Consider the following 26,995-nt stretch of genomic DNA (forward strand, 5'->3'; position numbering starts at 1 on the left):
AGAAAAGCATTCTTTTCGTTATTTTTGTTGTGTTTTTTTAGAGTTGCAGGGTGTATTTTGTTTCTCTGATTTCTTTGAGCATGTCTGTGAAGTTTTTCTGGGTGTCTTCCAGGAACATGGTGCGGCTTTGAATTCCCCTTTGCACGGCTCCAGCCGCTATGAGGCCTGCTCCTATAATCACGCTAATTTGGGTCGGTTCAGGAATCGCTACTGAAGTCATTCCGATTTCGAAAAGCTTGGACTTGTTTCCCTGACGCCAAAGCTTCTCGGTGGACTCGCCGACAATGCATGTGTTTTTTAGTGCCTTGGATGCATCTTGTTTTGCCTCGCTTAGCTCGTATAGCGCTTTGACTGCAGTTTTTGCTTTCTCAACTTCTTTGTTGATGCTCAAGGCTATTCCCTCAGGTTATTATATGGTTTGGAGGTGAAAAACCTTCTGCCAAAAAACCATGGCAATAAACAGCGCGCTTCCAAAGATTTGCTCTCTTTTTTGCCTAAAATAAAGCAATCCGCCTGTAGAAACCGCTACAGTTTTTTAATTAAACAGCCCAAAACCTGATAGGATAACCTGTATGCGTACCATAAACGCTTCCTTTTGTTGTTTTTCTTTTCAGAAGCCCCTCACGCAAACCTGGTGGATACTGTTGCCTTATCCTAGACGGGCTTAGAAACTGCTTAAAATGAAAGTTAACGACTGAATTATCATACAAACTTGCATTGGGCATTAATTTTTTCTTAAAACTTTAAGGGGGCAAAATAAACGTGTTTCATGAATTTTGTAGCGAAAAATTAAAAAGCAATGACCCCCGTAAAGCTTGCTGGTCGGCATTTGTCAGAAGGCTTGTTAGTGGTCGCCGAGGAACAAAAACATAATTCTGCGGATGAAACACCGTTTTCGGTTTACGCTAAAACCGGTTTATCCTCTCAAGAGGCATCCCAAAAGCTACAACAGTACGGATTGAACGAAATTCCTGAGAAAAAGGTTAGTCCGTTACGCAAATTCGTGAGTTACTTCTGGGGTCCTATCCCGTGGATGATTGAAATCGCCGCGGTTTTATCCATCCTTATCCAGCACTATGAAGATTTTGCCATAATCTCCACCTTGCTACTAGCTAATGCTGTGGTGGGTTTTTGGCAGGAACGCAAAGCTGACAACGCCATCGAAATGCTCAAAAAACGCTTAGCCCCCAAGGCGCGGGTGCTACGCGACGGTAACTGGCAGGAAATTCCCTCCAAGCAACTGGTGCCTGGCGATGTGGTACGCGTTCGGTTAGGTGACATTGTGCCCGCTGACGTGAAGCTCATGAAAGGCGATTTCTTGCTGGCGGATGAGTCCGCTTTGACTGGGGAGTCGCTTCCTGTGGAGAAGCATGTTTCTGACCTTGCCTATTCTGGGGCGGTTGTGCGGCAGGGTGAAATGGACGCCTACGTCGTGGCAACAGGCATCAGCAGCTTCTTTGGCAAAACCACCAAACTGGTTGCGGAAGCCAAAACGGGCAGCCACTTCCAAAAAGCCGTCATACGCATCGGCAACTACCTCATCATCCTTGCCGCCGTGATGGTTTCGGCGGTGTTTGTGGCAGCGCTTATCCGGCAGGCTAATCCGTTGGAGCTTTTGCAGTTTGCGTTGGTTTTGGTTGTTGCCGCAATTCCAGTTGCGTTGCCTGCGGTTTTGACTGTTACCATGGCTATTGGCGCGGTCGCGTTAGCCAAAAAAGAAGCCATAGTGAGCAAGCTGGTTTCAATTGAGGAAATGGCTGGCGTGGACGTTTTGTGTTCAGACAAGACGGGTACGATAACTAAGAATGAGCTTACGGTGGCGGAGCTACGGGTTTTTGGGCAGTTCCCAGAGCAGGATGCGATGTTGTATGGGACTTTGGCGTCGCGGGAAGAGAATCATGACCCCATCGACGATGCTGTTATTGCTAAGGCTAAAACGATGAAAGCCGTCACGGACGTCTTGGGCAAGTATGAGGTGGAGGCTTTTAAGCCGTTTGACCCCGTCTCAAAGCGGACTGAAGCCACAGTTAAAGCCTCCGACGGGTCAACTTTCAAAGTTTCCAAGGGTGCGCCTCAGGTTGTTTTGGCGTTGTCTAAGAACAAAGATGAGCTTGAAGCCACCATAAACCAAACCGTAGACGCTTTTGCCAGTAAGGGGCAGCGGGCGTTGGGCATAAGCAGAGGCGACGCGCAAGGCAACTGGCAATTTGTTGGGCTTTTGGCTATTTATGACCCGCCGCGTGAGGATTCCGCTCAAACCATAAAGACAGCCCAAAACATGGGTATAGACGTCAAAATGGTTACTGGCGACCACATCGCTATCGCCAAAGAGATTTCCAAGGAAGTGAACTTGGGCACAGACATCCTTTCCTCTTCTGAGCTCATCAATAAACCTGAAAGTGAATCCATGAGCCTTGTGGAGAAGGCGGATGGTTTTGCGCAGGTGTTTCCTGAGCACAAGTACCGTATTGTTGAGTTGCTTCAGCGTGCGGGTCACATTGTGGGCATGACTGGTGACGGTGTTAACGATGCGCCTGCTTTGAAGAAAGCTGATGCTGGGGTGGCTGTTGCGGGGGCTACGGACGCGGCGAAGTCGGCTGCAGATGTGGTTCTCACCAAGAGCGGGCTTTCGGTTATCATTGATACGATTCGGGAAAGTCGCAAGATTTTTGCCCGCATGAACAACTACGCCATCTACCGCATCGCTGAAACCATGCGTGTCCTGTTCTTCTTGTCTTTGGCGATTATCATATTCAACTTCTATCCCCTTACGCCCGTCATGATTGTCATCTTAGCCTTGCTTAACGATTTGCCCATCATGATGATTGCTTACGACAACGTGAAAATTCACGGCAAACCTGTCCGATGGAACATGCGTGAAGTCATAGTTGTTGCCACGTTGCTTGGGGTGACGGGTTTGGTGGCGAGCTTTGGTCTGTTTCTTATAGGCATTAACGTGCTCCACCTAAACGACGCCACCATACAGACCCTGATGTTCCTGAAGATGACGGTGGCGGGACACATGACGCTGTACCTTGCACGCACACACACCAACCACTTCTGGGCGCGTCCCCTACCCGCGGGAATTTTGGTTCTTGCAGCAGAAAGCACGCAGGTGTTTGCTACAGTGATTGCTGCGGTGGGCATCCTGATGGCGCCTTTGGGCTGGGGTTTAGCTGGGCTGGTTTGGGGTTACGCTCTGTTGGAGTTCATAATAACAGACTTCTTGAAGGTCCACTACTTCCGTCTCTTCGAGAACGGGAAACGAAAAATCGCGGCAAACCTAACCCCTCCGCCTTCCACTCTACCCAACCAAAACTAAAGACTCCATCCCAGTTTCCTTTTCTTGCCTACGGAACTCTGCACTAACTGTGCTTGTTTTGGCTCTTGAAAGAAACATCTTATAAGCGCACACCGCCAAGTATTGCTTGTTGGATGGTTGCTTGTGGGCACTCGAACAGAAACGGATTCCTTGGGCGAAAGACAGGTTCCTAAAGACGCCTACTACGGGGTTCAAACGGTTCGGGCGGTGGAGAATTTTCCTGTCAGCGGCTTAAAAGCGCCTCCAGTTTTTGTTTACGCTTACGTGATGGTGAAGAGAGCGGCGGCTACTGCGAACATGCAAGTGGGCTGGCTAGACCAAAAGGTCGGGACTGCAATAATCCAAGCCTGCGACGAAGTTCTGGAAGGCAAACTGTTAGACCAGTTTGTGGTTGATGTGTTTCAGGCAGGAGCAGGCACGTCCTTTAACATGAACGTAAACGAGGTTCTTTGTAACCGTGCGTTGGAGCTTTTAGGTAAACAGAAAGGCGACTACACAACGCTCAGCCCAAACGACCATGTCAACATGGCGCAATCCACCAACGACACCTTCCCCACTGCATTGCATGTTGCCGCGTTGCTGGCTTTGGAGCCTTTGGGAGTAGCGTTGGAGGATTTGTCTACGGCGTTTGAGCAGCTCAGCTGCAACTACGCCGACGCAGTCAAATCTGGGCGGACTCACTTGCAGGATGCGTTACCCTTGACTGTGGGGCAGGAGTTAGGCGCCTACGCTTCAGCAATAAACAAGGCGCAACTACGGCTTCAGGGGCGCAGTCGGCTTCTGTTGGAGGTAGCGTTAGGCGGAACAGCCGTCGGCACAGGCGCAAGTGCCCACGTGGATTTTGCTGAACTTGCAGTTGCCGAGCTTTCGCGTTTAACAGGATTCCCGTTAAATGTTGCGCCAAATCTGTTTGAGGCGCTTCAAAGCCGCAGCGCAGTAGCCGCCGTCTCAAGTGCCCTCAAAGAGTTGTCCCTCGAACTAATCCGAGTAGCCAATGACCTGCGGTTGCTCTCTTCAGGTCCCACAACGGGGTTAGCCGAGATTTCGTTGCCCGACGTGCAGCCTGGCTCCTCCATCATGCCTGGCAAAGTTAACCCCGTGATGGCGGAGTGCCTTGACATGGTGGCATATCAGGTAGTGGGAAACGACTTGGCGGTTTCCATGGCGGTTCAGGCGGGGCAGCTGGAGTTAAATGTGATGATGCCGCTCATGATGCATAACCTGCTGCAGTCAATTCAGCTTTTAAGCAGTTACCTGCCCGTGTTCACCAAAAAATGCGTCGAAGGCATCACCGTTGACACTAAACGTTGTGCTGGCTATGTGGCTTTGAATCCTTCGCTGGCAGTTTACCTTTCCCCTTGCATCGGTTACTTAGACGCCGCAAAAATTGCCACGCAAGCTCTCCAAGAAAAACGCAGCGTCAAAGAAATCGCGCTGGAAAAGAAGTTGTTGACGCGAAAGCAGGCGGAAGAGGTTTTTAAGAAAGATTCTCTGTTGGGTAAGAAAAACCGCAGGGATAACCCCTGCTGAGCCGGGTCACGTTTGTAGGGGCAAAGGGGGCTGGTTATTGGGTTACGCTGTGGTACCAGCTGATTATGTACTCAGGCAACTTCAAGCCTCTTTCACCCAGCCTTTCAACCAGCCTAACGGGCAGAGGGCTGAGCACGAAGGCGGCTCTTGTGTAGAACCGTCGGGGCGCGCCTGGTTTAACCTCTTCTTCAAGAATTATCTGCATATCTGAACGTTTCGCCAGCGTAGAATCTTTTTTGCCCGTTATCGCCAGTACCGTTCCGTTAAACTGTTTAAGCACGTCGCACCAGAGGATGACGGGTTTGCTTTCGCCCGAGTAAGACATGAGAATTTCAAGGTCGCCAGCGCGTGGGTGAGGGGTGTTTACGCCGCGAGTCATGAAAACGTTGTCGCCAAGGAATGTTTTCATGTGGAACAGCCGCACACCCGTCATTTTGGCGATTTCGTTTGCGGTGCCTCTGCCGCCTAGAAACACGTTGGTGCGTTTCTCCAGTTGGTCCACGAGTTTGTTGTATGTTTCTGATTGGACGTTGGCGTCGATTAAGGCGCCGATTTTGTCAAATTCTTCTTCGCAGAGTTGGAAAACGTCGTCAACTTCCATGTTGCGGAAGATGGCTTCAATCATCATGCACAAAAGCTCAAGTGTGCCCAACTCAAAGATGTCGCCCATCATGCCCGTTTCGCTGTAGTCCAGCGATGGCTTGAGTTTGCCGCGTCCTTTGATTACCACAGCGTTGCCGTACTTGCTGGTTACTTCGGCCAGTGGTGAATCAGGGGCGCTGGTGAGCAGACCCATGCGGAACTTGCTGGTTTTGGTTTCGTCAATATATCGGGCTAAATCATTAGCCATAACAAGTGGGTCGTCTGAGTAGCCGCTGCCGCTGTTCATGAGCAGCAGAACCTTTTTGTAGCGTCGGTCAAGGTCGGCGGCGGCGTCATACATGTTCTTTCCTGGAAACCCTGGGTCGTCAGGGGTGATTACAACCTTGTTTCTCCAGCCGACTTCGCTAAGTGCGATTTGGCTCATGGCAGCGTTCAACGAATAAAGCGATCTGCCTGAGCCTCCGCAGACGACGCAGTCTGCCGCGCGCAGGTCTTCATAAAGTGGTGCTAAACTTTTTTTGTTTACGCTTAAAATGTTATCTCTGACTCGGTTTACGTAGCCGATGCAGCTTATTTTACATTTATTTGCCAAAGTGACCCCAGTCCATGATGTTGTCTTTGTTTTGCTATATTATTCTTGTGCTCGACAAGTGGAAAATAAACTTTAAATCTGTTCAACATGCATCGCTAAACATAACGGTAGCTGAACAGCCAGCCCCTAAACGGCGTTAAAGCTTGCCAAACGTTTATATCAACAAAACGCGTCAAACCTGAAAAGGTTCGATTTCATTGGCTAATCAAGTTGAACTTGAAAAATTTGATTTCCTCAAAAAACTCGCTTTAGAGTTAGGCGCCAAAGACGCCAAAATCATCCCCGCAAGCAAAGTTGTGGTTGAAGACCGTGTTGTGCTCAAATGCAAAGTTGGCTGCAACAACTACGGCAAAACCCTCGCCTGCCCCCCCTACACGCCCTCGGCAGAGCAGTTCCGCAAAATCGTCTCCGAATACAGCTACGCCTTGTTCATGAAGTTTGCCTCCAAAGCCGAAGCTGACGCTGACCTGCAAAAAGCCCTCTCCAAAACCTCCGGTGCATCCCCCACAGAAGACGAAAAAGCCAAAATTGACCGGTTCTGGGCTTCTTGGAAAGCGGACAAAAAAGAAATGCTTGCTTCTGTGGTGAAGCTGGAAAAAGCTGCGATGCGTAGTGGTTACTCGTTGGCGGTGGGTTTTGTTTCGGGGTCCTGTCAGCTCTGTGACAAATGTAACACCGAGACGGGTATTTGTGCGCATCCGGAGATGGCGCGGATGAGTGAGGACGCGCTGGGTGTGAACGTGAAGAAAACCGCGCAGAACGCTGGCATCGAATTTCTCTTTCCGTTTCCTAAGAATCCTGAATCGTTTGCGTTGTTGCTTATTGATTAACCCAAAGCTTATCTTCTCAAAGCGAATATTATGGTTACACGGTGTGGTCTGATGGATGTCTTTGAAGCGGTGCAGAAACGCAAATCGCAACGCAGCTACAAATCGACGCCTGTGCCGCCTGAAATTTTAGAGAAGCTTTTGGAGGCGGGAAGGCTTTCGCCCTCGGCGAAAAACATTCAGCCTTGGCACTTTATTGTGGTGACTGACCCCAAAAAACGTAAAACCCTCTCCAAAGGCATGTACGCCAAATTCCTCAAAGATGTTCCCGCCGTCATTGTTTTGTGTGGTGACCAGCAAGCTTCGCCTGACTGGTACGTGGTTGATGTGGCTTTGGCGGGTGAAAACATGGTTCTTGCCGCGACGGCTGAAGGTCTGGAGACCTGTTGGGTGGGCAGTTTTGAGGAAAACGATGTGAGGCGGCTTTTGGGGGTTCCGGCGGATATGCGGGTGGTTGCCCTGCTGGCGGTGGGGTACGCAAAAGAGAAGGTTAGCATAACGGCGAAAGTGATTCAGTTTCTGCGTCGACGCAAAACCCTTGGCGAAATTTCCAGTTGGGAGGTTTACGGGGGCAAATTTGACGGCAAAGGCGGCAGCGGAAAGTGAAGTTGCTGCTTGATGAGATGTATGCGGGTTTGAAGGAGTATTTTGAGACGTTGGGTTATGAGGTGGTGACGGCGCAGGAGGCGGGGTTGCAGGGCGCCAAAGACCGCGATGTGGTGAAGTACGCGGGGGAGCGGGGTTTGGTTTTGGTTACTCAGGATTTGAAGCCTTCTGAGTTGGCGGAGTTGACGGGTGTCCGATGCGTTTTGGTCAGCAGCGCGATGATTGCGAAGGTTGCGGATGCGAAGATTAAAGAGAAATATCCGCTTTAACCTGTTTTGTTGTTGGTTTTGTTTGGGTTTGGGGATTAGTTTATTTAAAGTTGCAGTGTAAAGTATGCGAACGGTGAATGCTTGGTGCAGCGTCCTGAGGAAGAGTTGAACGTGACCACCTTTCAGATTTACCTGTACTTGGTTAAGGCGAAGGAGCCTGCTGGGCCACGCGACATTATGCGGGCGATGAACATCAGCAGTCCTGGCGTGGTGCATCGGCATCTGCAAAAACTCGCCGACTGGGGCTGGGTCTGCAAAGACGCCTACGGGCGCTACCTCATCAAAAAGAAGGTGGGCTTTAAAGGCTACGTTTGGCTGGGCAAAACCTTGCTGTCCACCTCCATTCTGTTCGCATGCTCATTTGTGGTGCTCACCGTGGCGTTCATCGCGATTCTGGTGTTTCACCTCACGGCGGGCTCGCCCATCGATGAGTCCTTTGCAATTCTGACGGTGGTTACGGTGGTGGCTTCTTCGCTGCTGCTTGCTGAGTCTCTGCGTCCCCGCCGCCGCCAACCCAAAGGCAACTTCCCTTCCCCAGCCTAAAGTAGCGTCTGTTGTTTTGCGCCTGAAACAAAACTGGAAACCCGCACCCCAATCAACCTAATTTTGCGTTCCCCCTGCAGGTATGGCGTTAGGAGTTCGCGGGAGGTTTTTTTGAGGTCTTGGGGGCGGTTGATCATGAACTGCAGGGTTTTGCTGCGGGTGTGGGTTTCGAAGTTTTGGTAGCGGATTTTGATGGTGACGGTTTTAAAGAACAGCCGCTGCATCTGCGCCTCCTTGCTGACTTCCTCGGCTAAGGCTTCAAGGGCTTCGAGGATTGTGGGGGCGTTGGCGGTATCTTCCTCAAAGGTGGTTTCGTGACTTATGGACTTCACACCCTCCCGCTCCTGTACTTCGCTGCGATCTACCCCGTGCGCCATCAGGTACATTTGCCTGCCTGCCACCCCAAAAAGCTCCACCAACACCGCGGGGTCAAACCGTGCAAGGTCACCAACCGTTTCGATGCCCACTGCCTTGAGTTTGGGTTCAGTTTTTTTGCCCACCCACAGAAGCTTACGCACGGGCAACGGGCGCAAAAATTCCTCCGCCTCTTCTTCCTTGACCACGGTTAAGCCGTCGGGCTTTTGAAAATCGCTGGCGATTTTGGCGAGAAGCTTGTTGGGACCCACCCCAATCGAGCACGTGAGACGCTCCTTATCGACGATTTCCTGCTTAAGCCGCTTAGCCAACGCCTTCGCCTCCCCAAAGTCCTTGACGCGCCCCGAAACATCCAAAAACGCCTCATCAATACCCCACTGCTCAAACCTATCCCCGTAACCCCGTGCAATTGCCATGATCTGGTTGGAGACGCGGATGTATAGGGGAAAATTGGGCGGCAAATAAACGGCGTTGGGGCAAAGCTTCCACGCCCGCGAAATCGGAATCCCCGAACGCACCCCCACCTCACGTGCCTCATAATTGCTTGTGGACACGACGCCTCTGCCCAAGCCACCTTTAGGGTCGGCCCCAACCACCACAGGCTTACCCGCAAGCTCAGGACGCTCACGAGTCTCCACTGCCGTATAAAAATGATCCATATCTAAATGAAAGATTATGCGCTGTTTCTGAGGCATACCGCGTCAACAGGGCTAAGGCAGACTCACGATTTGAATATATCGACCTCTGTGTACTAGCTTATTTTTAAAGATGCTGCAAACGAAACTTATTCCGTCAGACAAACGGCTTCTTTGAAGAAATATGTATGACGATTGAACTATATGCGAAAATCCTAAGCAGGATAGTCGCAAACGTGTTGCCTTTTTTTAACCGCGGGTCATACTCCTACAAAACTATTAAATAACATCTACTATTTACAAATATACGACCGTGCCGCCGCTCACTGGCTTCAACTAACAGATAGAGGTTAACTGGAATTGAGTCAAGGAAAAATAAGCATTCCATACGATGAGTGGAAATTGATCGTTGATTATTACCAGAAGCATGAAACGGAACTTAAGCTTGAACAAATTAGAAGCCCTACCATGTTACTGCGTCGTTGGGTCCTTGAGAAATATCGCGAACGGCTTTCTTGTGAATCAGAACCAGAAACGTAACTTGTTTTCTTCGTTCGAGTTTTCACTTCTGAAAGGGTATTCTGGTTTGGCCTGTTGTTTTTGCCGTATTAATTTGACGCAAACGTGGCAGAGAAACGAAAAATAGCTGCCAAATAAACTTCAAAACCAATCAGTATAAATCGATGCTTGGAAACAATCTCTGTATATTCGTTGCTCTAGGCATAATGTATTTATTTGCGGGTTAAACTTAGTTCGAACCGCAAGCAGAGTGAACCGGTATGGCACTTCAAAAAGGAGACTTCATCCTAATCGACTACACTGCCAAAGTGAAGGAAACTAACGAAGTTTTCGACACCACAGTGGACGAAACCGCAAAGAAAGAACGCCTCCAAAAAGAAGGCGAAATCTACGAGCCCAAACTTATAGTCGTAGGCGAAGGCTGGGTCCTCAAAACACTCGACGAGGGTCTACTCAACATGGACGTAGGCGCCCCCCAAACCGTCGAAATCCCCCCTGAACAAGCCTTCGGACCCCGCGACCCCGAAAAAGTCAAACAAGTCCACCTCAAAAAACTCGCCGAAAAAGGCATCAACCCCGCCGTCGGCATGCGCATCGAATTCGGCGGCAAAAACGCCATCATACGCAGCATCGGCGCAGGACGCGCACTCCTCGACTTTAACCCGCCCCTCGCAGGAAAAACCCTCATCTACGACGTCACCATCAACAAAAAACTCGAAACACTCGAAGAAAAAGTCGGCGCCCTCATCCACCGCAGAATCCCCGTCGTGGAAGAAGGCAAATTCAAATACGCAATCACCGACAAAGCCTTAACCATCGACATGCCCGAAGACACCTTCTACCTTGAAGGCGTCCAAATCGCCAAACGCGGCATCGCCTTTGACATCCAAAAATTCTTCCCCGACCTAGAAGAAACCAAATTCATCGACACCTTCAAAGCACCACCAAAACCCGCCACACCACCAGCAGAAACCACCGAACCTAAACCTGAAGAAACAACCCCAGCAGCACCCGCAGAAACAGCACAGACAACACCCGAAGCATCACAGCCCCAACCCGCCGCCCCCGCAGAATCCTCAACAGAGCAGCCAGCAAAACCCGAAGAAACCCAAAACTAACCCTTTCTTCCTAACTTCTTTCTTAACTCTGCCTATTTTATAACTTCAGTAACTTTAGCCACTTTGCGGCAGCTATCCGCATCCAACTTCAGCTTGTGCAGTATGGTGTACCGGTCGGGGCGTATAGTGACCGCCAACTCCAACGCCTTCACAATGTCCTCATCAGAAACCCCGAGCTCCTCCGCGTTAGTGGGCGCCTCCAAACGCCTCAACGTATCCCGTATCCGCCTCCAATTCGCCCCATACAAATAAGCCATCAAAATCGAGCCCACACCACACTGCTCCCCATGCATCGCCCCCGAAGACTTAACCATAGACAAAGCATGACTAAACAAATGCTCCGAACCACTACACGGGCGACTGCTCCCCGCGATGCTCATGGCAACCCCACAACTGATTAAAGCTTCAAGCAGAAGCGCCGTGCCCTCCTCATTGCCCGGATGCATCAGCTCCGCGTTTTCTTCAACCAACGTGGCACTCATAAGCGCCAAACTCGCAGCGTACTCCCCATAGTACTCGTGACATTCCGTATGGGCAAGCCGCCAATCCTTCACCGCCGTAAACTTGGCTAAAACGTCCCCGCAGCCGCTAACAACAAACCTCCACGGCTCCAACCCAATAATCTGGGTGTCCGCGATTATAGCCAACGGCGCCTGTGACATTGCGGAGTAAGGTTTGTCAAAGCCTTTGATGCTGGCAAGGGGACTGGCAATGCCATCATGACTAAGGGTTGTTGGCACGCTAACGAACGGAATTTCCTGATGCGCAGAACTGAGTTTAGCCGCGTCAATTTTGGTTCCGCCACCCACGCCGAAAAGCACCTGCGGCTTCAACTCTGCAATGCGTTCCTCAATGGTTAACACATCTCTTAAAGTGGCTGTTTGAACCAGAAGCGTATCTACCGTGATGTCTGACTGCACCAGCAAGTCCCGCACGGTGTTTCCTGCAATTTCACAACTTCGTTGCCCTGCAATAATCAGCGCGGGTCCTTGTATGCCCAACCGTTTCACAACTTCAGGAATGCGGTAAAGCGTTCCTTTTCCGACGATGACTTCGCGAGGAAGCTGCATGTAATGATACTTTGAAGGCAAACCGAATCACATTTTGCTCCTTGAAGTATATGTCACCATTGGATGGTTTAAAACTTTTGAAATAAAGCGCAAAAACCGTCGTTTATCCTTCTTTTTTGGGCATTCATTCAAAAATGCCAAGGAAAAACGTCTAAGCCTCCAAAAGGGCTATACGCAGAACAAACAACCCTTCACAGGGGTAAACCTATTTCTGCAACTTCCAAAGCCACAAAGCTACCTGTTTATGCTTTATGCTTCACGCTACAATATTGTTTTAGAGCCAGAGCCAGACCTTTGAGTGCAGTTATTTTTTAAGTACCGCCAGAAACTCATCAATGGACATAGCAGGCATACTCATGATGTGGACGGTTCCCCGTGAACCCAACTCAATCGACACACGTGTGATGGCGTCGTTGTTGGGTGCTTCCACGATGTTGACAAAGTCGTAGCGTCCAATCACGGAGTACTGCTGCAAAACTTTGGCGCCAAAAGCTTCGATTTCCTTGTTGACTTCTTTGATTCTTTCTGGCCTTTCCTTGATGGTTTTCCTGCCTTCCGAAGTAAGAGTGGACAGAAGAATGTAGATGGGCATAAAAGCCTCCAAGAAAAGAAGCCCACGCAAAGCAATAAGCCTTTCCAACCAAAAATGCTGCCATAACTGCCTATAAGGTACAGTGAAGAAACCCATTGGCTCTTTAAGTATTACTGAGCTTTACCGTTAAAGTGCTCCACCCTTTCCTGATGCAAGATTAAATCCTTGTAAACTTGGCAAGTGACACATATGCATGCTTTCCTGTTGTCCAAATCCTTGCATGCGGCAGTGCCTATTGCGCAGTAGGGTCCGGGGAGTTCTTCTGGGTTGGGCATTGAGACTTCAGGCGGACTAGCCTGCATCGCAATGCTTCCCGCGGGCATTCCACTACCACTCATGCTTCCGGTGGCAGATATTTTGCTCATTAACTCCATGGCTTTCTGTATTTTAGGTCGGCTACAAGCGCTTTCTGCTTGCACAGGGCATTTGGCACATTGGCATTTCATGAGCACGTCTTTGGATAATTCAACTTTCGGTTTTTCTTTTCTTCTGAACAAACTCAAGAACTCACCTCCACCTAGCACTCAGTGTTCCTGTTAGATGAGCAGGCTGATAAAATAAGAGAGTGTGTGGGTGCCGCCAACCAACAGCTGGCTCACTGCACGATTTTTTCCCAGTCCGAAACCCGGTCAAGAAGTTCCTTAACTGGCTTTCCACCGTAAGTTCTCAACCGCTCCCGCAGCTCCACCTGCTCAACCACAGCTTTCTGGAACTCCGCCATTTGACTGGTCTTCTCCGTCAGGAAGAGGAATCCGTCGGCGCCTGCCCGCGCAATTCGTGTGCTGACTGTGAGCAATTCTGTTGGTGGGGGCACATCGTTTGGGGTGTCGCCTGGACCGTAAACGTAGAGGCTGACGTAGAAGGGTTTCTGGAGCAATTTTTTGAAGGCGCGTGCAAGCATTTCAAAGTACCATGGGGTCGCGTAGCTTTTGCTGAACATGACCACGTTAAAGGCGTCACAGTACTTTGCAAGTTCCCCAAAGTCTACGCCGTACCGCTCAAGACTCGTCACGGGGTCAGGCTGGATGCACATGACAAGTTCTTTTTTGGTGTGCTCACGGATTTGGGCGATGTAGTCGGTGACTTCTTTTCGGCGCCACTCCAGCCAGCCCAGCCCACTTTTCTGCCAGCGTTCCTTGCATCGGGGGCAGTTGCAGTGTCCATGGTCAGCAAAGTATTGGCTGTTAGGCCAAACCCCCATTGAGTGGCGGTCTACGTCTTCCATGTAGCTGAGTTGTTCGGCGCGGTGCTCAGGTTGCGTGGCGCAAACGATGTTCCAATAGATGTTATAGTTGCTGTTCCCCATCTTTGCAGGACCCAAAGGTGACTGGGACAGCCAGTCAGGATGCTCGCGAATGGCTACGTTGTCGCCGAAAACTGCCACGTTCGCTGCCATGTCGGGCTGCGGAGGAATGCGGATGCCCATTTCGGTTTTAACGCGCAAAACATCAAAGTCAAAGCCCTCAGCTTTTTTAGGTTCTAAAGTGAATGTGCCAAACTTCAAGACGCTACACCTAATGACACGAAAGAAAAAAAGAAGAAATAATAAAGGTTCCCGTCGCGGCAGATTGTAACCGTTTCGGGTTGAGTTTTAGTTTTCGGGTTAGATTTTGAGTCCTAAGCCTTCAGCTACGCGGCGCCCGTATTCGGGGTCGGCTTTGTAGAAGAGTTTGGTTTGCCGTATCTGGATTTCCTTGTTTGCATTGCACAGATGCGTGACGATGTTGCCTATGAGGTTTTCGCGGTCTTGCTCCGTCATGACTTTGCGGAAAAGGTCACCTGGTTGCACGAAGTCATCGTGGGGGTAGGTGTAGGGTTGGCGGGCGGCGTTGCCTTCAACTTTGAATTGTGGCTCAGCGGCTTGAATATCGGGTTCTGGACCCGCAAAGCTGTTCGGGTAGTAGTTGGGTCCTTTGCCGCCGTTTGCGTCAAAACGCATGTAGCCGTCGCGTTGGTAGTTTGCGGCTTCAACTGCTTTGGGGCGGTTTACAGGCAACAGATGGTAGTTGGGTCCGAGGCGGTATCGGTGGGCGTCATAGTAAGCAAACAGTCTGCCCTGCAACATTTTGTCTGGTGAGGCAGCGATGCCCGGTACAAAGTTGCCTGGCGAGAACGCGGCTTGTTCGACTTCGGCGAAGTAGTTGTCGGGGTTGCGGTTTAGCACCATGCGTCCAATGTTTATTGGCGGGTAGTCGCTGTGGGGCCAAACTTTAGTCACGTCAAAGATGTCAAAACGGTATTTGTCAGCGTCTTCAGGGGGCATTATCTGCACTTGTAGCGTCCAAGAGGGGTATTCGCCTCGGGCGATGGCGTTGTGCAAGTCGCGGGTGGCGTGGTCAGGGTCGGTGCCTTTGAGGTGTTCCGCTTCTTGGCGGGTCAGGTTTTGGATGCCTTGATCCGTTTTGAAGTGGTATTTGACCCAGACGTATTCGCCTTTGTCGTTGTACCATTTGTAGGTGTGGCTGCTGTAGCCGTTCATGTTGCGGTATGATTTGGGTGTTCCTCTGTCTGAGAACAGGATGGTCACTTGATGTAGTGATTCTGGCGTGAGGGAGAGGAAGTCCCAGAACATGTTGGCGTCTTTGAGGTTGGTTTCTGGGTTGCGTTTTTGGGTGTGGATGAAGTCAGGGAACTTTATGGGGTCGCGGATGAAGAATACGGGTGTGTTGTTGCCCACTAAGTCGTAGTTGCCTTCTTTGGTGTAGAATTTAACTGCGAATCCGCGGGGGTCACGTTCTGCGTCTGCAGAGCCTTTTTCACCACCGACTGTAGAGAACCTCACAAAGACTTCAGTGCGTTGACCGACTTGCGAGAGAAAATTTGCCTTGGTGTATTTTGTTACGTCGCTTGTGACTTCAAAGTAGCCGCCTGCACCAGCGCCTTTAGCGTGCACGATACGTTCGGGTATGCGTTCACGGTTAAAATGAGCCAGCTTCTCAATTAGGTGGATGTCCTGCAACAGGGCTGGACCGCGTGAGCCTCCAGTAACCGAGTTTTGGTCATCATCAATTTTTCGTCCAAAATTCGTTCTAAGGTTTTTTTTATTGTTGTCACTCATGAAAAACCCCAAAAGTTAAACGTATCTACATTTATTTAAAGCTTGGTTTGTTTTTAGGTTTTTCTCAACAGACAATTGTTCTGCAGAAAACTGTCACAAGTTAGACCGTGATTTTGTTGCGCTGCATCTGTATCCTTACTTCCCTATACAACTGGTCAGCTGTCTGAACAATGCTGGTTCTTGAATGTGTTGCGTCATCCAGTGCCCTTATCACTTTGTTGTTCACGGACTTGCCCACATCCCCCAAGTATGTTTTCTGCAGGTGCACACCGCTTTTTGTGAGTTCAGCCGCAACTTCATAGGGGCTAATCCCCTGATTATACTCGCCATCGTAAACCAGAGCCATGTTGCATTTGGTGTTGCTGCCGGTTTTCTTTGCGGTTTCAAACGCAAGTTTTAACCCCTCACCCATAGGGGAAGCCCCTTTGGCTTTCAGTTCTTCGATGCGGCTGACAAACGGCTTCATAGATGCAGAAAACGGCGGATACAACAGGTACGCCATCATGTTGCTCCACGGGTAAACAACCACTGCGATGCGGTCTTTGGCGTCAAAGCCTTCGCGGCTGGTAAGAAGTTTGGTTAAGGCTTTTTTGGTGGTGTTGATTTTGGGTTCGTCATAAAGTTTGTCGTTCATGGAACGGGAGCAGTCAAGGATTAGGATACTTAACGTTTGGATTAATCTCCTTTAAAAGGGGTTGAGTGGGGTTAGTTAGAGAAATTGTTGATGCCATCGGGTAACATTGACCGTTTTGGATGTGTTCCTTAAGGGTTTCATGCAGTTCCTCAAGTTTGCGCAGGTCCTTTATTTGGGTTGGGGGTATGCCGTCAAATTCGATGGCAAGATAAATGCTTGACCCCAAATTCTGCGCTTGAGCAATGTACCAGCCGATACCGTATTCCCCTGTGCCATGCAGCCCCAGTTCAGCTTGAAACACATTCTGCAGATACGTCAAGTTGTTGGCTTCCCCAGAAACCAAATTTATCATCTGCACCGGATACTTCTTAGGTCCTCCATCACCCACATTGATGAAATCCACGTAGATGGGTGCATCCGCTGCTTTTCGGAAGGCTCCATTGATGATGTTTAGAAACCTGTTTTCGCCGTAAATCTTCATACCTATCTCGGAAAGCGGCAATAAGTTAATTTTACGCTGCCCCGGAATCCAGAAAGTTTCACGGAAACGGTCAAGCTCGTCTTCTTTGAATGGTAACTGAAACCCGGCAAGTCCACTTGGGCTTTGGGTTCGTTCAAGTTCATGTTGAAGCTTGTAGATTTCTTCTTTTAAGGTTGAGAGTTCATTTTTTTGTTGGTCTTGGTCTTTTCCAATTTGGTCACGGAGCTCAATGAATCTGTTTATCAGAAGTTGCAGTTTGTTGAGGTGCTCTTTTTTTTCCAGTACGTCATCCTGCAGTGGTCTGAGAATCGCTTGGTAGTTGTCAATTGCTCGGTGCAGGCGCCGTTTGCCTAAAATGTTCAGCTCGCTTTTAAGTGCTAGTTGCTCTCGTGCTTTCTGAATTTCCTCGTCGTATCGGGCTTTATCTACGTTTACAGCTTCGTGTTCACTTCGGCTCTGGTCCAGTTTAGTTTGAAAACTTGCAATTACGCCCGCAACTGCCTCCTTTAAGGGTGGGATACGATTTTGGGTGTCAAGTTTTAGTGCAGAAAACCATGCGTCGATGTCTTTGGTTTCAAGGTTCATGTAGTCAGCAGAAGCCAACTCAGCAATTCTTTGATTGACCAAATCAGTGGTTTGGGCATCCTGAACAAGAGTGCCCTCCAATTTCTGCTCGCGGTCTTTTAGCTGGTTCCATCTCTCCAAACCCATAGATGGAACAGACAGGTGGCAAACTTGGAAACTTCCAAAGCTGAAACGTTCGCCCCTGCAGTAATTAATTTCCGCTTGCCGTATTGCGTTGTCAAGGTTTTCCAGCGGCAACACGCGGGTTCCTCCGCCTCGGAAAAGCTCTGAGGGCAAAAGAATCTTGGAAAGAATAAAGTCCCTGATGTGCTGGTCTGCCCGTTTGTACTCTTGCGGGCTCATTTCAATTAAAGGGTAAATGTACACTGCGTTGTAGGAAGGTCCCACCATCAGCGTTCTGCCGTTGGGGTCAATTTCTGGCTGGTTATTGTGGTTTGACTGCAAAAACAGGACATCCCGCAACATAAAAAACTCGTTTAGCTGCGAATGCACTAATTCTTTGTCGGCTAAATCGATGTTTCTTGGGGCGCCAACCAAAATCAGCCATTGGCGTACACTTAATTCACGTTCTTGAAGCCCCTTCTTGGTCATCTTGGACAGCTCGTTGATTACGCCGCTTCCAAAGCCGCCGCCCGCGCTGGAAACAAAAACCACATTGACCGTAGGCACCCGTGCGGAATCGCTTAAAGTGTAGTTGAAGTAGTCTCGAAAGAACCTGCAGCCCTCCATTATCCTGCCGTGAAATTGGTCCCAAATCCGTGGGTGCCGCATGTACACCATGGCTTTTCGGCGGTCCCTGCGGGCACCTTCACCGCTAACGGTGTTGCTTAACTCGGAAAAGCCAACGTCGTTATCTGAAAAAATTCCCAGTTCCCGCGCGATTTTGGGGTATTCATCACGGTACCTGTCAATGCCGATGGGTTGAAAAGATTCATTTCGCGCCAGCAAACTATTCCGTAGTGCCTCAGCTATAGAGTCGCCAGACATGTCAAACGCGTCAACCCTCACGTTTTCCCGGTTGTCAGCTAACTCGCGAAGTCTAGCGGAAACCTCAGCTGCTATGGCAACTCCTGCGCCGCCCGCGCCTATAATCCAGTTGCCCTCTTTCATTTCTGATGTTTTCATCTAAACCCTCTTTCCAAAAGGAAGAAACAGCGGGGTCAGTTTTTGGAATGCGGCATGTTGTTTAGAAACCCAACCCACTATAGGTTGCTCGCGGAGATGATTTAAGAATATGTGATTGCACCCTGATAAAACAAACCTGTCCAAGGCAGCTTGATGCCAAAGGATAAACCGACTGCTTTACCTTAACCAAAGCACTCTTAGAAAAGGTAGCTTTTGTGTAACGGGCTCAAAACAGAAGGGTTACGTCGAACAAATGTTTGTTTCGTCTTTTACTGATTCAGCGGCTTTTTTCGCCGAAATATCGCAGCAATTCTCTCCAGCAGCTTACCTATATCCACCTTTAACAAAATCACCGTGATAACCACCGTCAGAGCGATGGAAATTGCTATTGTGACCTCAGGGCTTGCAACCTCAGATAGTCTCTCCCCTGTCCATGCCCCTAGAAATGCTCCCGCCACCGTTATGGCAAGTTTGCCGAAGAAGAACGCGGAAAAGAACTTGACTGGATTATACTTCATCAACCCCAACGGTATAACGATGGGTTCATCGGGAATTGGCGAGGCCGCAGCAACAAATAACAAAAGAAATGCCCACCGCCGAACCTTTTCAGCATCTCTGCCTAAACGCTGTTGGCGTTCTTCGCTGAGGTGTTTGCTAACAAAAAACGTTACCATGTAGTGCACGCTTTTTGCCAGTGAGGCTCCGAGGGCGACAAGAAAACCTACCGCGACAAGCGTTACAGGGTCGGTTGTGCCTAAAATTATTGCCCAGTTGGAGGCAATAAACAGGTTGGAGGGTCCAGCGAAGGGAATCATTCCTAAGCCGAATGAACTTAGCAAAACAATCAGCAACTCAATGATTGATGTCATTCCCGTGGTCCCGCACTTTAGGGTTTAAGCGAAAACCGAATTTATAAGTGTACGTGTACCGCAAAGCCGATATTCCTTTTGCTTTTAGGCAGTTAGGTATGTCCAGATGAGTAAAACGGTGCCCAGCGCCCAAGTGTAGAATGCGAAGTAATAAAATTTTCTTCCTCTGACAAGCCTCGACAGCAGCTTCAGGGCAAAGTAACCCACAATGGCTGCAGCTGCAACTCCCGCCAACACGTTAAACACAGCCAATCCTGAAGCAGAAAGCATACCCCACTCGCTGTAAGCCTCCACAACAAAGTCGCCCACAATAGCGGGAATGGACAGCAGAAAAGAAAACTTGAACGCCTTTGGTCGCTTCAACCCCAATAACAGGGCTGCTGAGATGGTTATACCGCTCCGGCTTAGCCCTGGAAAAATCGCGAATCCCTGCGCCATCCCCATCAAAAGTGCAACCTTGTAGGGAAAGGTTTCCTGAGTTTCTTTGGCGAACTTTGTTGAGTAAACAAAGGTTCCGCCGACAAGAAAAGTGGCGGCGATTATGGGGATGGTTCCAAAACTGTCCTGCAAATACGTGCCATAGGTGAGCGCGATTATGGCTGTTGGTATGGTGGCGACGACGATGCGAGGAATCAGCATGCCGTCTTCAGACTTGAAGTCTCGATGCACCAACGCTACAAGGATCGATTTGATTTCCCGTCTGAAAAAGAAGAGCAAAACCGTAAGGGTGCCCATGTGTAGAATGATGTTAAGGAAGGGAGTTACGGTTAAACCCAGAAATTCGCCTGCAAGCTTGAGGTGCGCGGTGCTGCTGATGGGCAGCCACTCGGATATTCCTTGGATTAATCCCAGAATTAGGGTTTGGAGCAGTTGTTCAAGCAAAGTCGCCTCAGCACCCAGACATGAGTGGTTACACTGGGGCATTCTAATTAATAATGTTTATTTGCGGCTACACCTGACGCTAAAATGCCTGTGCTTTTGTATGAACGCGTTAGGTGGCTAAGTTTATTTTTCGTTGCGTTTTTGCAGGGTTGTATTTGACGTAGATGTGGTCGCGGGTGAGGTGCACTACCAAATCAGTTTTGCAGCTTCGGCAGAAGGCGGTGTTCCACGGAATTTTTTCTTCGATGTCGATTTTGGCGCCGCAGTTGGGACAATGGATTATTATCATAAATGTGGGTTAGGTTATGCGTCTCTTCTAATTGTGTGCGTACCGCACCCAACAAACTTTCCTTCCCTTATTTTCTTTGGCTTTATGCATCGCAACCTAACCCCTTCAGAAACACCTCAAATTTGAAAAGCAACCCAAATCAAACCCAAAACGCAAGGAGAATGTATAAGCTGAAACGGTGACTGCAACGCCCACAAGCCGCCCGCCCCAAAATTTTGTGCGGTCTCGTAATATGACTCCAGACGGTGCTATGACAGACATCAATTAGACAAGGTTTAAATTGGTTAAGTTTAAGTATAGAAGGAAGAATAACATTTACGAAGGGTCTATTATGAGCGAAATGACCACAGAAATCCTTGAGCAGAACATTGGCAAAATAGTCCTCGTTCGGCTAAAAGGGGGCAAAAGCCTTAGAGGTAGACTGAAGGGTTTTGACCAACACCTTAACTTAGTCTTAGAAGAAACCGAAGATACCACAAATATTGAAAGCCAAAGAAGACTCGGCTTGATAATTGTCCGCGGAGACAACGTGGTCCTGATTTCTCCGCCTCCACGATAGGTGACGACTTATGGGTAAAGGCACTCCATCAATGGGTAAACGCCAAGGCAAAGTCGTTCACATAATGTGTCGGCGATGCGGCAGACGTGCATACCACGTACGTCACAAGCGGTGTGCAGCTTGCGGTTATGGCGAATCCAAAACCATACGCAGCTATCACTGGCAAACAAAAACGCTGTTGCGGCAAAGAATCGCCTAAACAGCCACCCACAATTAATTAAACTTAATTTTTCAATCTTTTTAACGCCTAAAGCTAAAAATAGGCTTACGAAAAAAATAAGAAAAAGGAAAACGAGTTTACTCGTTATCCGCGTTAAAGTAGCCCTTGTCGATTTTAACGAAAATTAGCGGTCCACGGCTTTGAGACATTTCACGAGCTTTCCGCAAAGAACTGTTGAGCACAGTAAACGTTTGCTCCTTCTCGTTTAGACTGTGATTCGCTTTTTCGCCAAGTTCCATTTTCAGCAGGTTCTCGGCCAGAATTTCCGTGCCGCAGATTTCGCCGTTCTTAATGAGCGTACCCACCACGATTTCCGTGATTTCTTGTTTGTGCATCATTTTGCGCCACAGGGGTTCCGCAACGGAAAGAGTTTTGGTAACTTTATCCCATTTGTTCTGGTTTTGGTTCCCAATCAGCAGTTTGACGCGTTCCTTCCACTTTTTCAGCCAAATACCCACCCACACTGTAAGGAACTCTTCAAGCTCAGGCGGATTGTCTTTAAATAACCGCTCCATCCTTTCGACGAGCTCAAAGTTGTTTGCCTCTTTCCCGATAAGACCCCACTGAAACTTGAGGTAATTGGTGAAGTCCTGGCAGGCAACCTGCAGCACTTTTCGATCCGAACCCAAAATGTCTAACGCGGGGTCTGCGTCTTTGAGTTTCTCAGTTAGGACAATCTCAACAAAGTTCATTTTACAGTTTCCGCTCCGAGCCTTCTCATTATATTTAACCGTTTGTTGTTTGTATTAAACTTTATTTTCCGTGCCATTATAACTGCTTTAAGACGATTCCCGCAACATTTCAAGGCTCAGAATATCTTAGAAAACGATTCGATTTTACTCCAAAAGAGTTGGTAGCTCAGAAATATCGTTTATTATAAAGTTTGGTTCAGTTTTTGAAAGTTCCACATGGGAATAAAGGCCACTTAGCACGGCAACGGTTTTGGCGCCCGCCGCCTTCCCTGCCAGAACATCAACAATTGAGTCGCCAACGATGACGCAGTCGCACATTTGAACACCCATAGCCCCTGCGGCTTTAATCAAAGCTTCAGGAGATGGCTTTGGCTTAGCGGTATCAAGTGCCGTAACAACATGCGAGAAGTAGCCGTCAAGGTTATACTGTTTAAGCTCAGCAAAAATGTTCTCTTTCGACATGAACCGCATGGTGATAACCGCAAGCGGCGCATTTTTGGATAACGCTTCCAGAGTTTTTTCTACTTGCGGCATTGGTTTTGTTTTAGCGGCGGAAATCGAGTAAAACGTTTCAAGATACACGGTCAGAAATTTGTGGTAATCCACCGTTTTGGTTATGTCTGTGAAAGGTTGTTTTTGCTCTATCCGTTTTGGAATCTCAAGCAGCTGCACCGCTTCAGGGCTTTGTTGCCCCAATTTTTCAAAGGCGATTCTCCCTGTTTCCAAATACGCTGGCTTGGTGTCAAGTATTGTACCATCTAAATCCAGCATGATTCCTTTTACAGCAAGTTTTGGTTTAGTCATTTGGGAATGCTCGAAGTTTTTGTCTGTTGAAGCTGTTCCTTTCATATGAGGTTTACGTTTAACTTCCTTCAAAGTTAGCATTACTAACCTGTCAATTCGTTTTTTGGTGCTTAAACCTTCTTTTTGGCTTGCGATTGTTACGTCTTTCTTCTCAAACCTTTTATAGCATTCCCGCACTCTTTGCCGTATCAGAAACACAGGCGTTGCCACGTGGAAGAAACAAGCCCCCAAGAAAATTCCAACCTTTTCAAATGTCCTCATTGTGCGTGCTGTTTTTGCACTGCCGCTGACCTTAAAAGTCACATGACACGTTACGGAATCTTAAAAGCAGAGCATGCTTCTCAATTTAAAAAAATCCATGGAAGCCTTGAACACGGCTCATTTCAGGGCTATGAATAGCTGCGGTTAAATGTTAATTAACTGCGGTCCTGTATGCTACATTTTCAGTAATTTGACTTTTCTGCCTTAGTTATGTTCGCTTTCCTGTTTTTCATGTGTACGTTAAATGCAAAAGCTATAAAGAAGTCAAAGCCACATCTTACCGATGCAGAAGATTGAGCACATGACAGAACAACCACCAAACAATCAAGAGCCAACACCCGAAAAACTGCAAATTGATGACCCCTCAAATTTTCAGTTCCATGCGGCATACATGGTTTATGCTGAACTTTTTGATAATACCCACGAGGAAGATGCTAAACGTGACCTTAACCTAAACATTGAAGACCTTAAAGATAACCGCATAAGTCCAGAATCGTTTTATCGAAACGTTTCTCGCTACCGTGGGAATTCTGCTTCTGAACGTCGACGTGACCGATTTACAGTACAGACACAGCGGAAAAAAGATTGGCGGATGAAATCTCAACGCCAAGACCGGATAAGGCGTCATAAAAAATAGTTTGTTTTTTATTTATGATTCTTCTCATTTTCTTTGTGGTTTATTTTTTTTGAGGCATCGCAGCTTAGTTTGATGGATAAATTTAAACGGTAGTTGCAACATACAAGAGCTTGTGCAAAACCATCCTTTGCATAAACAGCGATATAGGAGTTGATAACGAGTGTATAGAAAAGAGATGCACAAGGCGACTTGTTCTGACTGTGGGAAGGAATGTGAGGTTCCTTTTAAGCCTGATGGTAGTAGGCCAGTTTACTGTCGTGAGTGCTACGCCAAACGAAGACCGCCCCGACGGTACTAATTTGGTTGATTCATAGTTTCCCTTTATTCTGCTTTTTCTTTATGATCCATCTGATTTGCCCTTTGGTTGGGTTTTTTATTCTTTGAGTGGAACCCATAAGTCAAAGAGCCATTCTGTTGGCGGTTTGTCTTCTTGCCAGTTGACTTGCTCTTCAAATCCGTTGACCCAACCGTATTTTCCTCTTTGCCACCCTGCATGTTCGTATCCGCTTGCTTCTATCCAGTTCCAAAGTTTTTTCCATCCAAACTGCATATTTTCTAGACTTTTGAACCTTAAAACTGCGTACAGCCCGCTTGGAATTTCTGCGGTTTCGATGTCACAAAAGTTGGTGGGTTCCATACTTGTGGTCAGGTACAATTCGTATCCGCGTGAAGCTGGCTTATCAGTTGGGTAGGTGTTTCTGCCAAACAACCGTGCCCCCGCTTTTTCAAGCAGTCCTTGGTTTTTAGCCCACTCTTTGATTTTTTTCATGGCTTCTTCTTCAGGTGTCGCAGCAAATGAGCAGGCGTACGCTGCAGGCATGGCTGTGAGCCTTTCGATTCGGACGACTAGCTCTTTTGTTTCCAGATTATTCTCCCTCATCATTTTTATTTGAAACTATATACTCAATAGTGGCTATATAATTAATTTTCCATAAAAACCTGCGGCTGAATTTTGAGAGAAACAGCTTGACCTTTTGTTTGGTTCTTCAGTTTTTTTGGATATATTTGTTTAAACATGTTTAAACTGTTCATACGGAATACTTAATTGTCAGCCGAGTTTTCAGTGTTTAACTTAATGTAGGGACTAACCTTGAAAGCTCAAACTATTGCGGTAATTGGTATATGTGCAGCAGTTTATGCTGTAGTTGGACGCTTAACAGATTTTGGCTTAAACTTCCTTGGGGTAGCATTTTACCCCGCTGTGGCTGTGCCCGCAGTTTTTGCGGTGCTGTTCGGACCCTGGGTTGGCGGCATCGGCGCAGCCATAGGCATATTCATACGTGACATGCTATTCCACGGAAACCCCTTCCTAAGCTTAACGGCGGGTGTTCTACCAAACTTTCTGGTCTTCTTTATACTCGGGTACCTATCAAGCAGACACATAGATGTCAAAAAAATAGTCACAACCGGAGTTTTAGCTTGCATAGTTGTGGCAGCTGGCGTGCTGGTTCCCACGGTAATTTACCCTGCAGAATTCGTTGCCGCAACTGGGCTTCCAACAAATGAAATTGTTACCATCTTTGCTTCAACTGTAATCTTTAGTTTAGTAGTGATTGTGCTGGTTTCTTGGCGGTGGCGCGAGTGGCGAAGTTTTGCGGTTGGTTCGGTTCTGGGACTGATTTCAGGAGCAGCCTTGCTTTCCGTTGCTTACTGGGGTTACAGCCAATTATTCTTTGACCCAACTGGATACGTCACGGCGCCAGTGGCAGCCTCATTCATACCTGTACTGTTCATTTGGACTTTCGTCACAGAGATACCTTTTGTTCTGCTTGTCGCTCCCCCCGTAATCAGAGCCTGCTACAAGGCATTTCCCTCTTTAAAGATGCGGATAAAACCAGGGAAAGGCGGAACCCATTGACCCAAACCGCTAACGCCTTTGCACCTGCCGCCATCTCCAGTTTTTTTGAAATTTGCGACCAAGACAGTCAAGGCAACCCTTTGACCGATTTGGCGCGTGTAGGTGCCCGCGGTGGCGGGTTTGGGCTTCAAAAAGGCGTACACACCACAATATCCGTCACCACGGCAGAAGCGTCAAACCATTTTCTTGTTTACCTCAACGGGGTGCTTGCACCTGAAGCCCACACCACCATTAACGTTTTACAAACACTGCTTGAAGCAACAGCAGACCGCTACAACGTGGTGGTCGAACATAAAATCGATGTGCCCATTGGCGCCGGTTTTGGAACCAGTGCCGGCGGCGCTTTAACGGCTGGGTTAGCGCTTAAGGCGGCGTTGAATTTGCCCCTAACGCTTAATCAGGTCGCGCAAGCAGCACACGTTGCCGAGATAAAATGCCAAACGGGGCTTGGAACGGTGAGTTCTTTGGCTTCTGGCGGCGGATGTATTTTGGTTGTGGAGCCCGGGGCACCTGGAGTCTGCGTCATTGACCATATTTTGTTGGCTCGTGAATATGTGGTTGTTGCGGGGGTTTTTCAGGGCGTGTCTAAAACGTCTGTTTTGTCTTCTCCTGAGCGGCGAAACGAAGTGAATCGGTTTGGTCGCAAAACGCTGGATGCCATTTTGGCTGAGCCGTCGTTGGAGAATTTTTTGGGTTGTTGCTGGCAGTTTGCTCAGGATGCTGGGTTTGCTACTTCACGGGTACGACAACTGGTTGATTTAGCTTTGAAGGCTGGAGCCATCGGGGCGGCACAGAACATGGTTGGCGAAGCAGTTCATGCCGTTACGGTTGCAGAAAAAGCCGCTGAAGTAGCGGAAGCTTTTAAGCTGGTTCTACCTAAAGAAAACATCCTCGTAAGTAAACTCGGCTTCCAAGGCGCAAGGCTGGTTAACTACAAGTGACACAGTTTAGGAAAGTGGCAGTTGGCGGAACCTTTGATGAACTTCACCGAGGGCACAAAATTCTTCTTAACAAAGCCTTTGAGATTGGCGAACACGTAGTTATCGGTTTATCTTCGGACGCGCTTGTTTCTAAACTGGGCAAACCCCACATAACCGCCAATTTTGAGCAGAGAAAACAGGGCTTAAACGCATGGATGACCAATTTGGGTGTTATGCAGCGGGCAAAAGTGGTCCCGTTGTTTGACGCCTATGGGTCAAGTGTAAAGGACTTGGATTTGGAAGCGTTGGTTGTTAGCGAAGAAACTAAACCTACCGCGGAAAAAATCAATCAACAACGCCGCAAAAACGGGTTGCCTCCATTAGCAATTATAACGGTCCAAATGGTTCCTGCCCAGAACAGCAAACCCATATCCACCACACGAATCCGACGCGGCGAAATAAACCACGAAGGCTTTCTGCTTAAGAAAAACAGCCATGCTTCTGCGTTATAACACTTTTG

Annotated in this window: 32 protein-coding genes; 16 read left to right on the forward strand and 16 right to left on the reverse strand. The window is 48.4% G+C overall.

Going from position 1 to position 26,995, the window contains the following annotated elements:
- Positions 1-37: 37 nt before the first annotated feature.
- Positions 38-391 carry a hypothetical protein gene (locus ACBZ72_03345; protein XES77917.1) on the reverse strand — a complete coding sequence of 118 codons (354 nt, stop codon included), beginning with the start codon at positions 389-391 and terminating at the stop codon, positions 38-40.
- 408 nt (positions 392-799) lie between these two features.
- Between ACBZ72_03345 and ACBZ72_03350 the strand changes: the two genes are divergently transcribed.
- Positions 800-3,322 carry a plasma-membrane proton-efflux P-type ATPase gene (locus tag ACBZ72_03350; protein XES77918.1) on the forward strand — a complete coding sequence of 841 codons (2,523 nt, stop codon included), beginning with the start codon at positions 800-802 and terminating at the stop codon, positions 3,320-3,322.
- Between the two features lie 123 nt (positions 3,323-3,445).
- Entirely contained in the window at positions 3,446-4,852 is a 1,407-nt protein-coding gene (locus tag ACBZ72_03355) for an aspartate ammonia-lyase (protein ID XES77919.1), read from the forward strand.
- 34 nt (positions 4,853-4,886) lie between these two features.
- Here the strand turns inward: ACBZ72_03355 and ACBZ72_03360 are convergent, their stop codons facing one another.
- A complete protein-coding gene (locus tag ACBZ72_03360; GenBank protein XES77920.1) occupies positions 4,887-6,047 on the reverse strand; it encodes an SIS domain-containing protein in 1,161 nt (386 codons plus the stop codon).
- A 197-nt stretch (positions 6,048-6,244) separates the two neighbouring features.
- Here ACBZ72_03360 and ACBZ72_03365 point away from each other — a divergent pair, with 197 nt between their 5' ends.
- From ACBZ72_03365 to ACBZ72_03380, 4 genes are all read left to right on the forward strand, one after another.
- Positions 6,245-6,877: a DUF2284 domain-containing protein gene (locus ACBZ72_03365; GenBank protein ID XES77921.1), complete on the forward strand. Its 633-nt coding sequence runs from the start codon at positions 6,245-6,247 to the stop codon at positions 6,875-6,877.
- Positions 6,878-6,928: 51 nt separating this feature from the next.
- Complete coding sequence (locus ACBZ72_03370) at positions 6,929-7,480, forward strand: nitroreductase family protein (GenBank protein ID XES77922.1); 552 nt, start codon at positions 6,929-6,931, stop codon at positions 7,478-7,480.
- Positions 7,477-7,749, forward strand: a complete 273-nt coding sequence (locus ACBZ72_03375; GenBank protein ID XES77923.1) for a DUF5615 family PIN-like protein — start codon at positions 7,477-7,479, stop codon at positions 7,747-7,749. The genes ACBZ72_03370 and ACBZ72_03375 overlap by 4 nt, the downstream gene beginning before the upstream one ends.
- Before the next feature lie 84 nt (positions 7,750-7,833).
- Positions 7,834-8,292, forward strand: coding sequence for a hypothetical protein (locus ACBZ72_03380; GenBank protein XES77924.1), 459 nt, complete (start codon positions 7,834-7,836; stop codon positions 8,290-8,292).
- On the opposite strand, the gene dinB is transcribed toward ACBZ72_03380, so the two are convergent.
- Positions 8,289-9,362, reverse strand: coding sequence for a DNA polymerase IV (gene dinB, locus ACBZ72_03385; protein XES77925.1), 1,074 nt, complete (start codon positions 9,360-9,362; stop codon positions 8,289-8,291). The genes ACBZ72_03380 and dinB overlap by 4 nt on opposite strands.
- Positions 9,363-9,662: 300 nt before the next feature.
- Between dinB and ACBZ72_03390 the strand changes: the two genes are divergently transcribed.
- Positions 9,663-9,842: a hypothetical protein gene (locus tag ACBZ72_03390; GenBank protein ID XES77926.1), complete on the forward strand. Its 180-nt coding sequence runs from the start codon at positions 9,663-9,665 to the stop codon at positions 9,840-9,842.
- Between the two features lie 239 nt (positions 9,843-10,081).
- On the forward strand, positions 10,082-10,939 hold the full coding sequence (locus tag ACBZ72_03395) for an FKBP-type peptidyl-prolyl cis-trans isomerase (protein ID XES77927.1): 858 nt from the start codon (positions 10,082-10,084) through the stop codon (positions 10,937-10,939).
- Between the two features lie 32 nt (positions 10,940-10,971).
- On the opposite strand, the gene ACBZ72_03400 is transcribed toward ACBZ72_03395, so the two are convergent.
- Positions 10,972-12,009, reverse strand: a complete 1,038-nt coding sequence (locus ACBZ72_03400; protein XES77928.1) for an NAD(P)-dependent glycerol-1-phosphate dehydrogenase — start codon at positions 12,007-12,009, stop codon at positions 10,972-10,974.
- 34 nt (positions 12,010-12,043) lie between these two features.
- On the opposite strand from ACBZ72_03400, the gene ACBZ72_03405 reads away from it, so the two are divergent.
- Complete coding sequence (locus ACBZ72_03405) at positions 12,044-12,307, forward strand: hypothetical protein (protein ID XES77929.1); 264 nt, start codon at positions 12,044-12,046, stop codon at positions 12,305-12,307.
- A 6-nt stretch (positions 12,308-12,313) separates the two neighbouring features.
- Here ACBZ72_03405 and ACBZ72_03410 read toward each other — a convergent pair whose 3' ends face one another.
- The 9 genes from ACBZ72_03410 to ACBZ72_03450 form a co-directional block, all read right to left on the reverse strand.
- Positions 12,314-12,601, reverse strand: a complete 288-nt coding sequence (locus ACBZ72_03410; GenBank protein ID XES77930.1) for a GYD domain-containing protein — start codon at positions 12,599-12,601, stop codon at positions 12,314-12,316.
- Positions 12,602-12,711: 110 nt separating this feature from the next.
- A complete protein-coding gene (locus tag ACBZ72_03415) occupies positions 12,712-13,104 on the reverse strand; it encodes a hypothetical protein (GenBank protein ID XES77931.1) in 393 nt (130 codons plus the stop codon).
- A 92-nt stretch (positions 13,105-13,196) separates the two neighbouring features.
- Positions 13,197-14,105 (reverse strand): hypothetical protein, encoded by a 909-nt coding sequence (locus ACBZ72_03420; GenBank protein XES77932.1) that lies wholly within the window; start codon positions 14,103-14,105, stop codon positions 13,197-13,199.
- A 99-nt stretch (positions 14,106-14,204) separates the two neighbouring features.
- The gene (locus tag ACBZ72_03425; GenBank protein XES77933.1) at positions 14,205-15,659 is read right to left on the reverse strand and encodes a catalase; all 1,455 of its coding nucleotides are present in this window, start codon (positions 15,657-15,659) and stop codon (positions 14,205-14,207) included.
- A gap of 100 nt (positions 15,660-15,759) precedes the next feature.
- The gene (locus ACBZ72_03430; protein XES77934.1) at positions 15,760-16,293 is read right to left on the reverse strand and encodes a hypothetical protein; all 534 of its coding nucleotides are present in this window, start codon (positions 16,291-16,293) and stop codon (positions 15,760-15,762) included.
- A 13-nt stretch (positions 16,294-16,306) separates the two neighbouring features.
- Positions 16,307-18,484, reverse strand: coding sequence for a hypothetical protein (locus tag ACBZ72_03435; protein XES77935.1), 2,178 nt, complete (start codon positions 18,482-18,484; stop codon positions 16,307-16,309).
- Between the two features lie 269 nt (positions 18,485-18,753).
- Positions 18,754-19,353: a VTT domain-containing protein gene (locus ACBZ72_03440; GenBank protein ID XES77936.1), complete on the reverse strand. Its 600-nt coding sequence runs from the start codon at positions 19,351-19,353 to the stop codon at positions 18,754-18,756.
- Between the two features lie 84 nt (positions 19,354-19,437).
- The gene (locus ACBZ72_03445) at positions 19,438-20,235 is read right to left on the reverse strand and encodes an undecaprenyl-diphosphate phosphatase (protein XES77937.1); all 798 of its coding nucleotides are present in this window, start codon (positions 20,233-20,235) and stop codon (positions 19,438-19,440) included.
- Positions 20,236-20,344: 109 nt separating this feature from the next.
- Positions 20,345-20,524 (reverse strand): hypothetical protein, encoded by a 180-nt coding sequence (locus tag ACBZ72_03450; protein ID XES77938.1) that lies wholly within the window; start codon positions 20,522-20,524, stop codon positions 20,345-20,347.
- Positions 20,525-20,855: 331 nt separating this feature from the next.
- Between ACBZ72_03450 and ACBZ72_03455 the strand changes: the two genes are divergently transcribed.
- Complete coding sequence (locus tag ACBZ72_03455; GenBank protein XES77939.1) at positions 20,856-21,083, forward strand: LSM domain-containing protein; 228 nt, start codon at positions 20,856-20,858, stop codon at positions 21,081-21,083.
- Positions 21,084-21,093: 10 nt separating this feature from the next.
- Positions 21,094-21,282 (forward strand): 50S ribosomal protein L37e, encoded by a 189-nt coding sequence (locus tag ACBZ72_03460; protein ID XES77940.1) that lies wholly within the window; start codon positions 21,094-21,096, stop codon positions 21,280-21,282.
- 98 nt (positions 21,283-21,380) lie between these two features.
- On the opposite strand, the gene ACBZ72_03465 is transcribed toward ACBZ72_03460, so the two are convergent.
- Positions 21,381-21,995, reverse strand: a complete 615-nt coding sequence (locus ACBZ72_03465; GenBank protein ID XES77941.1) for a hypothetical protein — start codon at positions 21,993-21,995, stop codon at positions 21,381-21,383.
- A 144-nt stretch (positions 21,996-22,139) separates the two neighbouring features.
- Entirely contained in the window at positions 22,140-22,799 is a 660-nt protein-coding gene (locus ACBZ72_03470) for an HAD family hydrolase (GenBank protein XES77942.1), read from the reverse strand.
- A 562-nt stretch (positions 22,800-23,361) separates the two neighbouring features.
- Here ACBZ72_03470 and ACBZ72_03475 point away from each other — a divergent pair.
- Both ACBZ72_03475 and ACBZ72_03480 read left to right on the forward strand, forming a co-directional pair.
- On the forward strand, positions 23,362-23,697 hold the full coding sequence (locus ACBZ72_03475) for a hypothetical protein (GenBank protein ID XES77943.1): 336 nt from the start codon (positions 23,362-23,364) through the stop codon (positions 23,695-23,697).
- 175 nt (positions 23,698-23,872) lie between these two features.
- Positions 23,873-23,995: a CxxC-x17-CxxC domain-containing protein gene (locus tag ACBZ72_03480; GenBank protein XES78646.1), complete on the forward strand. Its 123-nt coding sequence runs from the start codon at positions 23,873-23,875 to the stop codon at positions 23,993-23,995.
- A gap of 75 nt (positions 23,996-24,070) precedes the next feature.
- On the opposite strand, the gene ACBZ72_03485 is transcribed toward ACBZ72_03480, so the two are convergent.
- Entirely contained in the window at positions 24,071-24,577 is a 507-nt protein-coding gene (locus ACBZ72_03485; GenBank protein ID XES77944.1) for a GyrI-like domain-containing protein, read from the reverse strand.
- 210 nt (positions 24,578-24,787) lie between these two features.
- Here ACBZ72_03485 and ACBZ72_03490 point away from each other — a divergent pair, with 210 nt between their 5' ends.
- Genes ACBZ72_03490 through ACBZ72_03500 form a run of 3 tightly spaced genes read left to right on the forward strand, consistent with a single transcriptional unit; the run spans position 24,788 to position 26,987 of the window.
- Positions 24,788-25,555 (forward strand): ECF transporter S component, encoded by a 768-nt coding sequence (locus ACBZ72_03490; protein ID XES77945.1) that lies wholly within the window; start codon positions 24,788-24,790, stop codon positions 25,553-25,555.
- Complete coding sequence (locus tag ACBZ72_03495) at positions 25,552-26,496, forward strand: pantoate kinase (protein XES77946.1); 945 nt, start codon at positions 25,552-25,554, stop codon at positions 26,494-26,496. The genes ACBZ72_03490 and ACBZ72_03495 overlap by 4 nt, the downstream gene beginning before the upstream one ends.
- On the forward strand, positions 26,493-26,987 hold the full coding sequence (locus ACBZ72_03500) for a phosphopantetheine adenylyltransferase (protein ID XES77947.1): 495 nt from the start codon (positions 26,493-26,495) through the stop codon (positions 26,985-26,987). Before ACBZ72_03495 ends, ACBZ72_03500 begins: the two co-directional genes overlap by 4 nt.
- Positions 26,988-26,995: the final 8 nt, after the last annotated feature.

The sequence above is a fragment of the Candidatus Bathyarchaeia archaeon genome, assembly GCA_041447175.1.
Taxonomy (GTDB): Archaea; Thermoproteota; Bathyarchaeia; order Bathyarchaeales; family Bathycorpusculaceae; genus JADGNF01.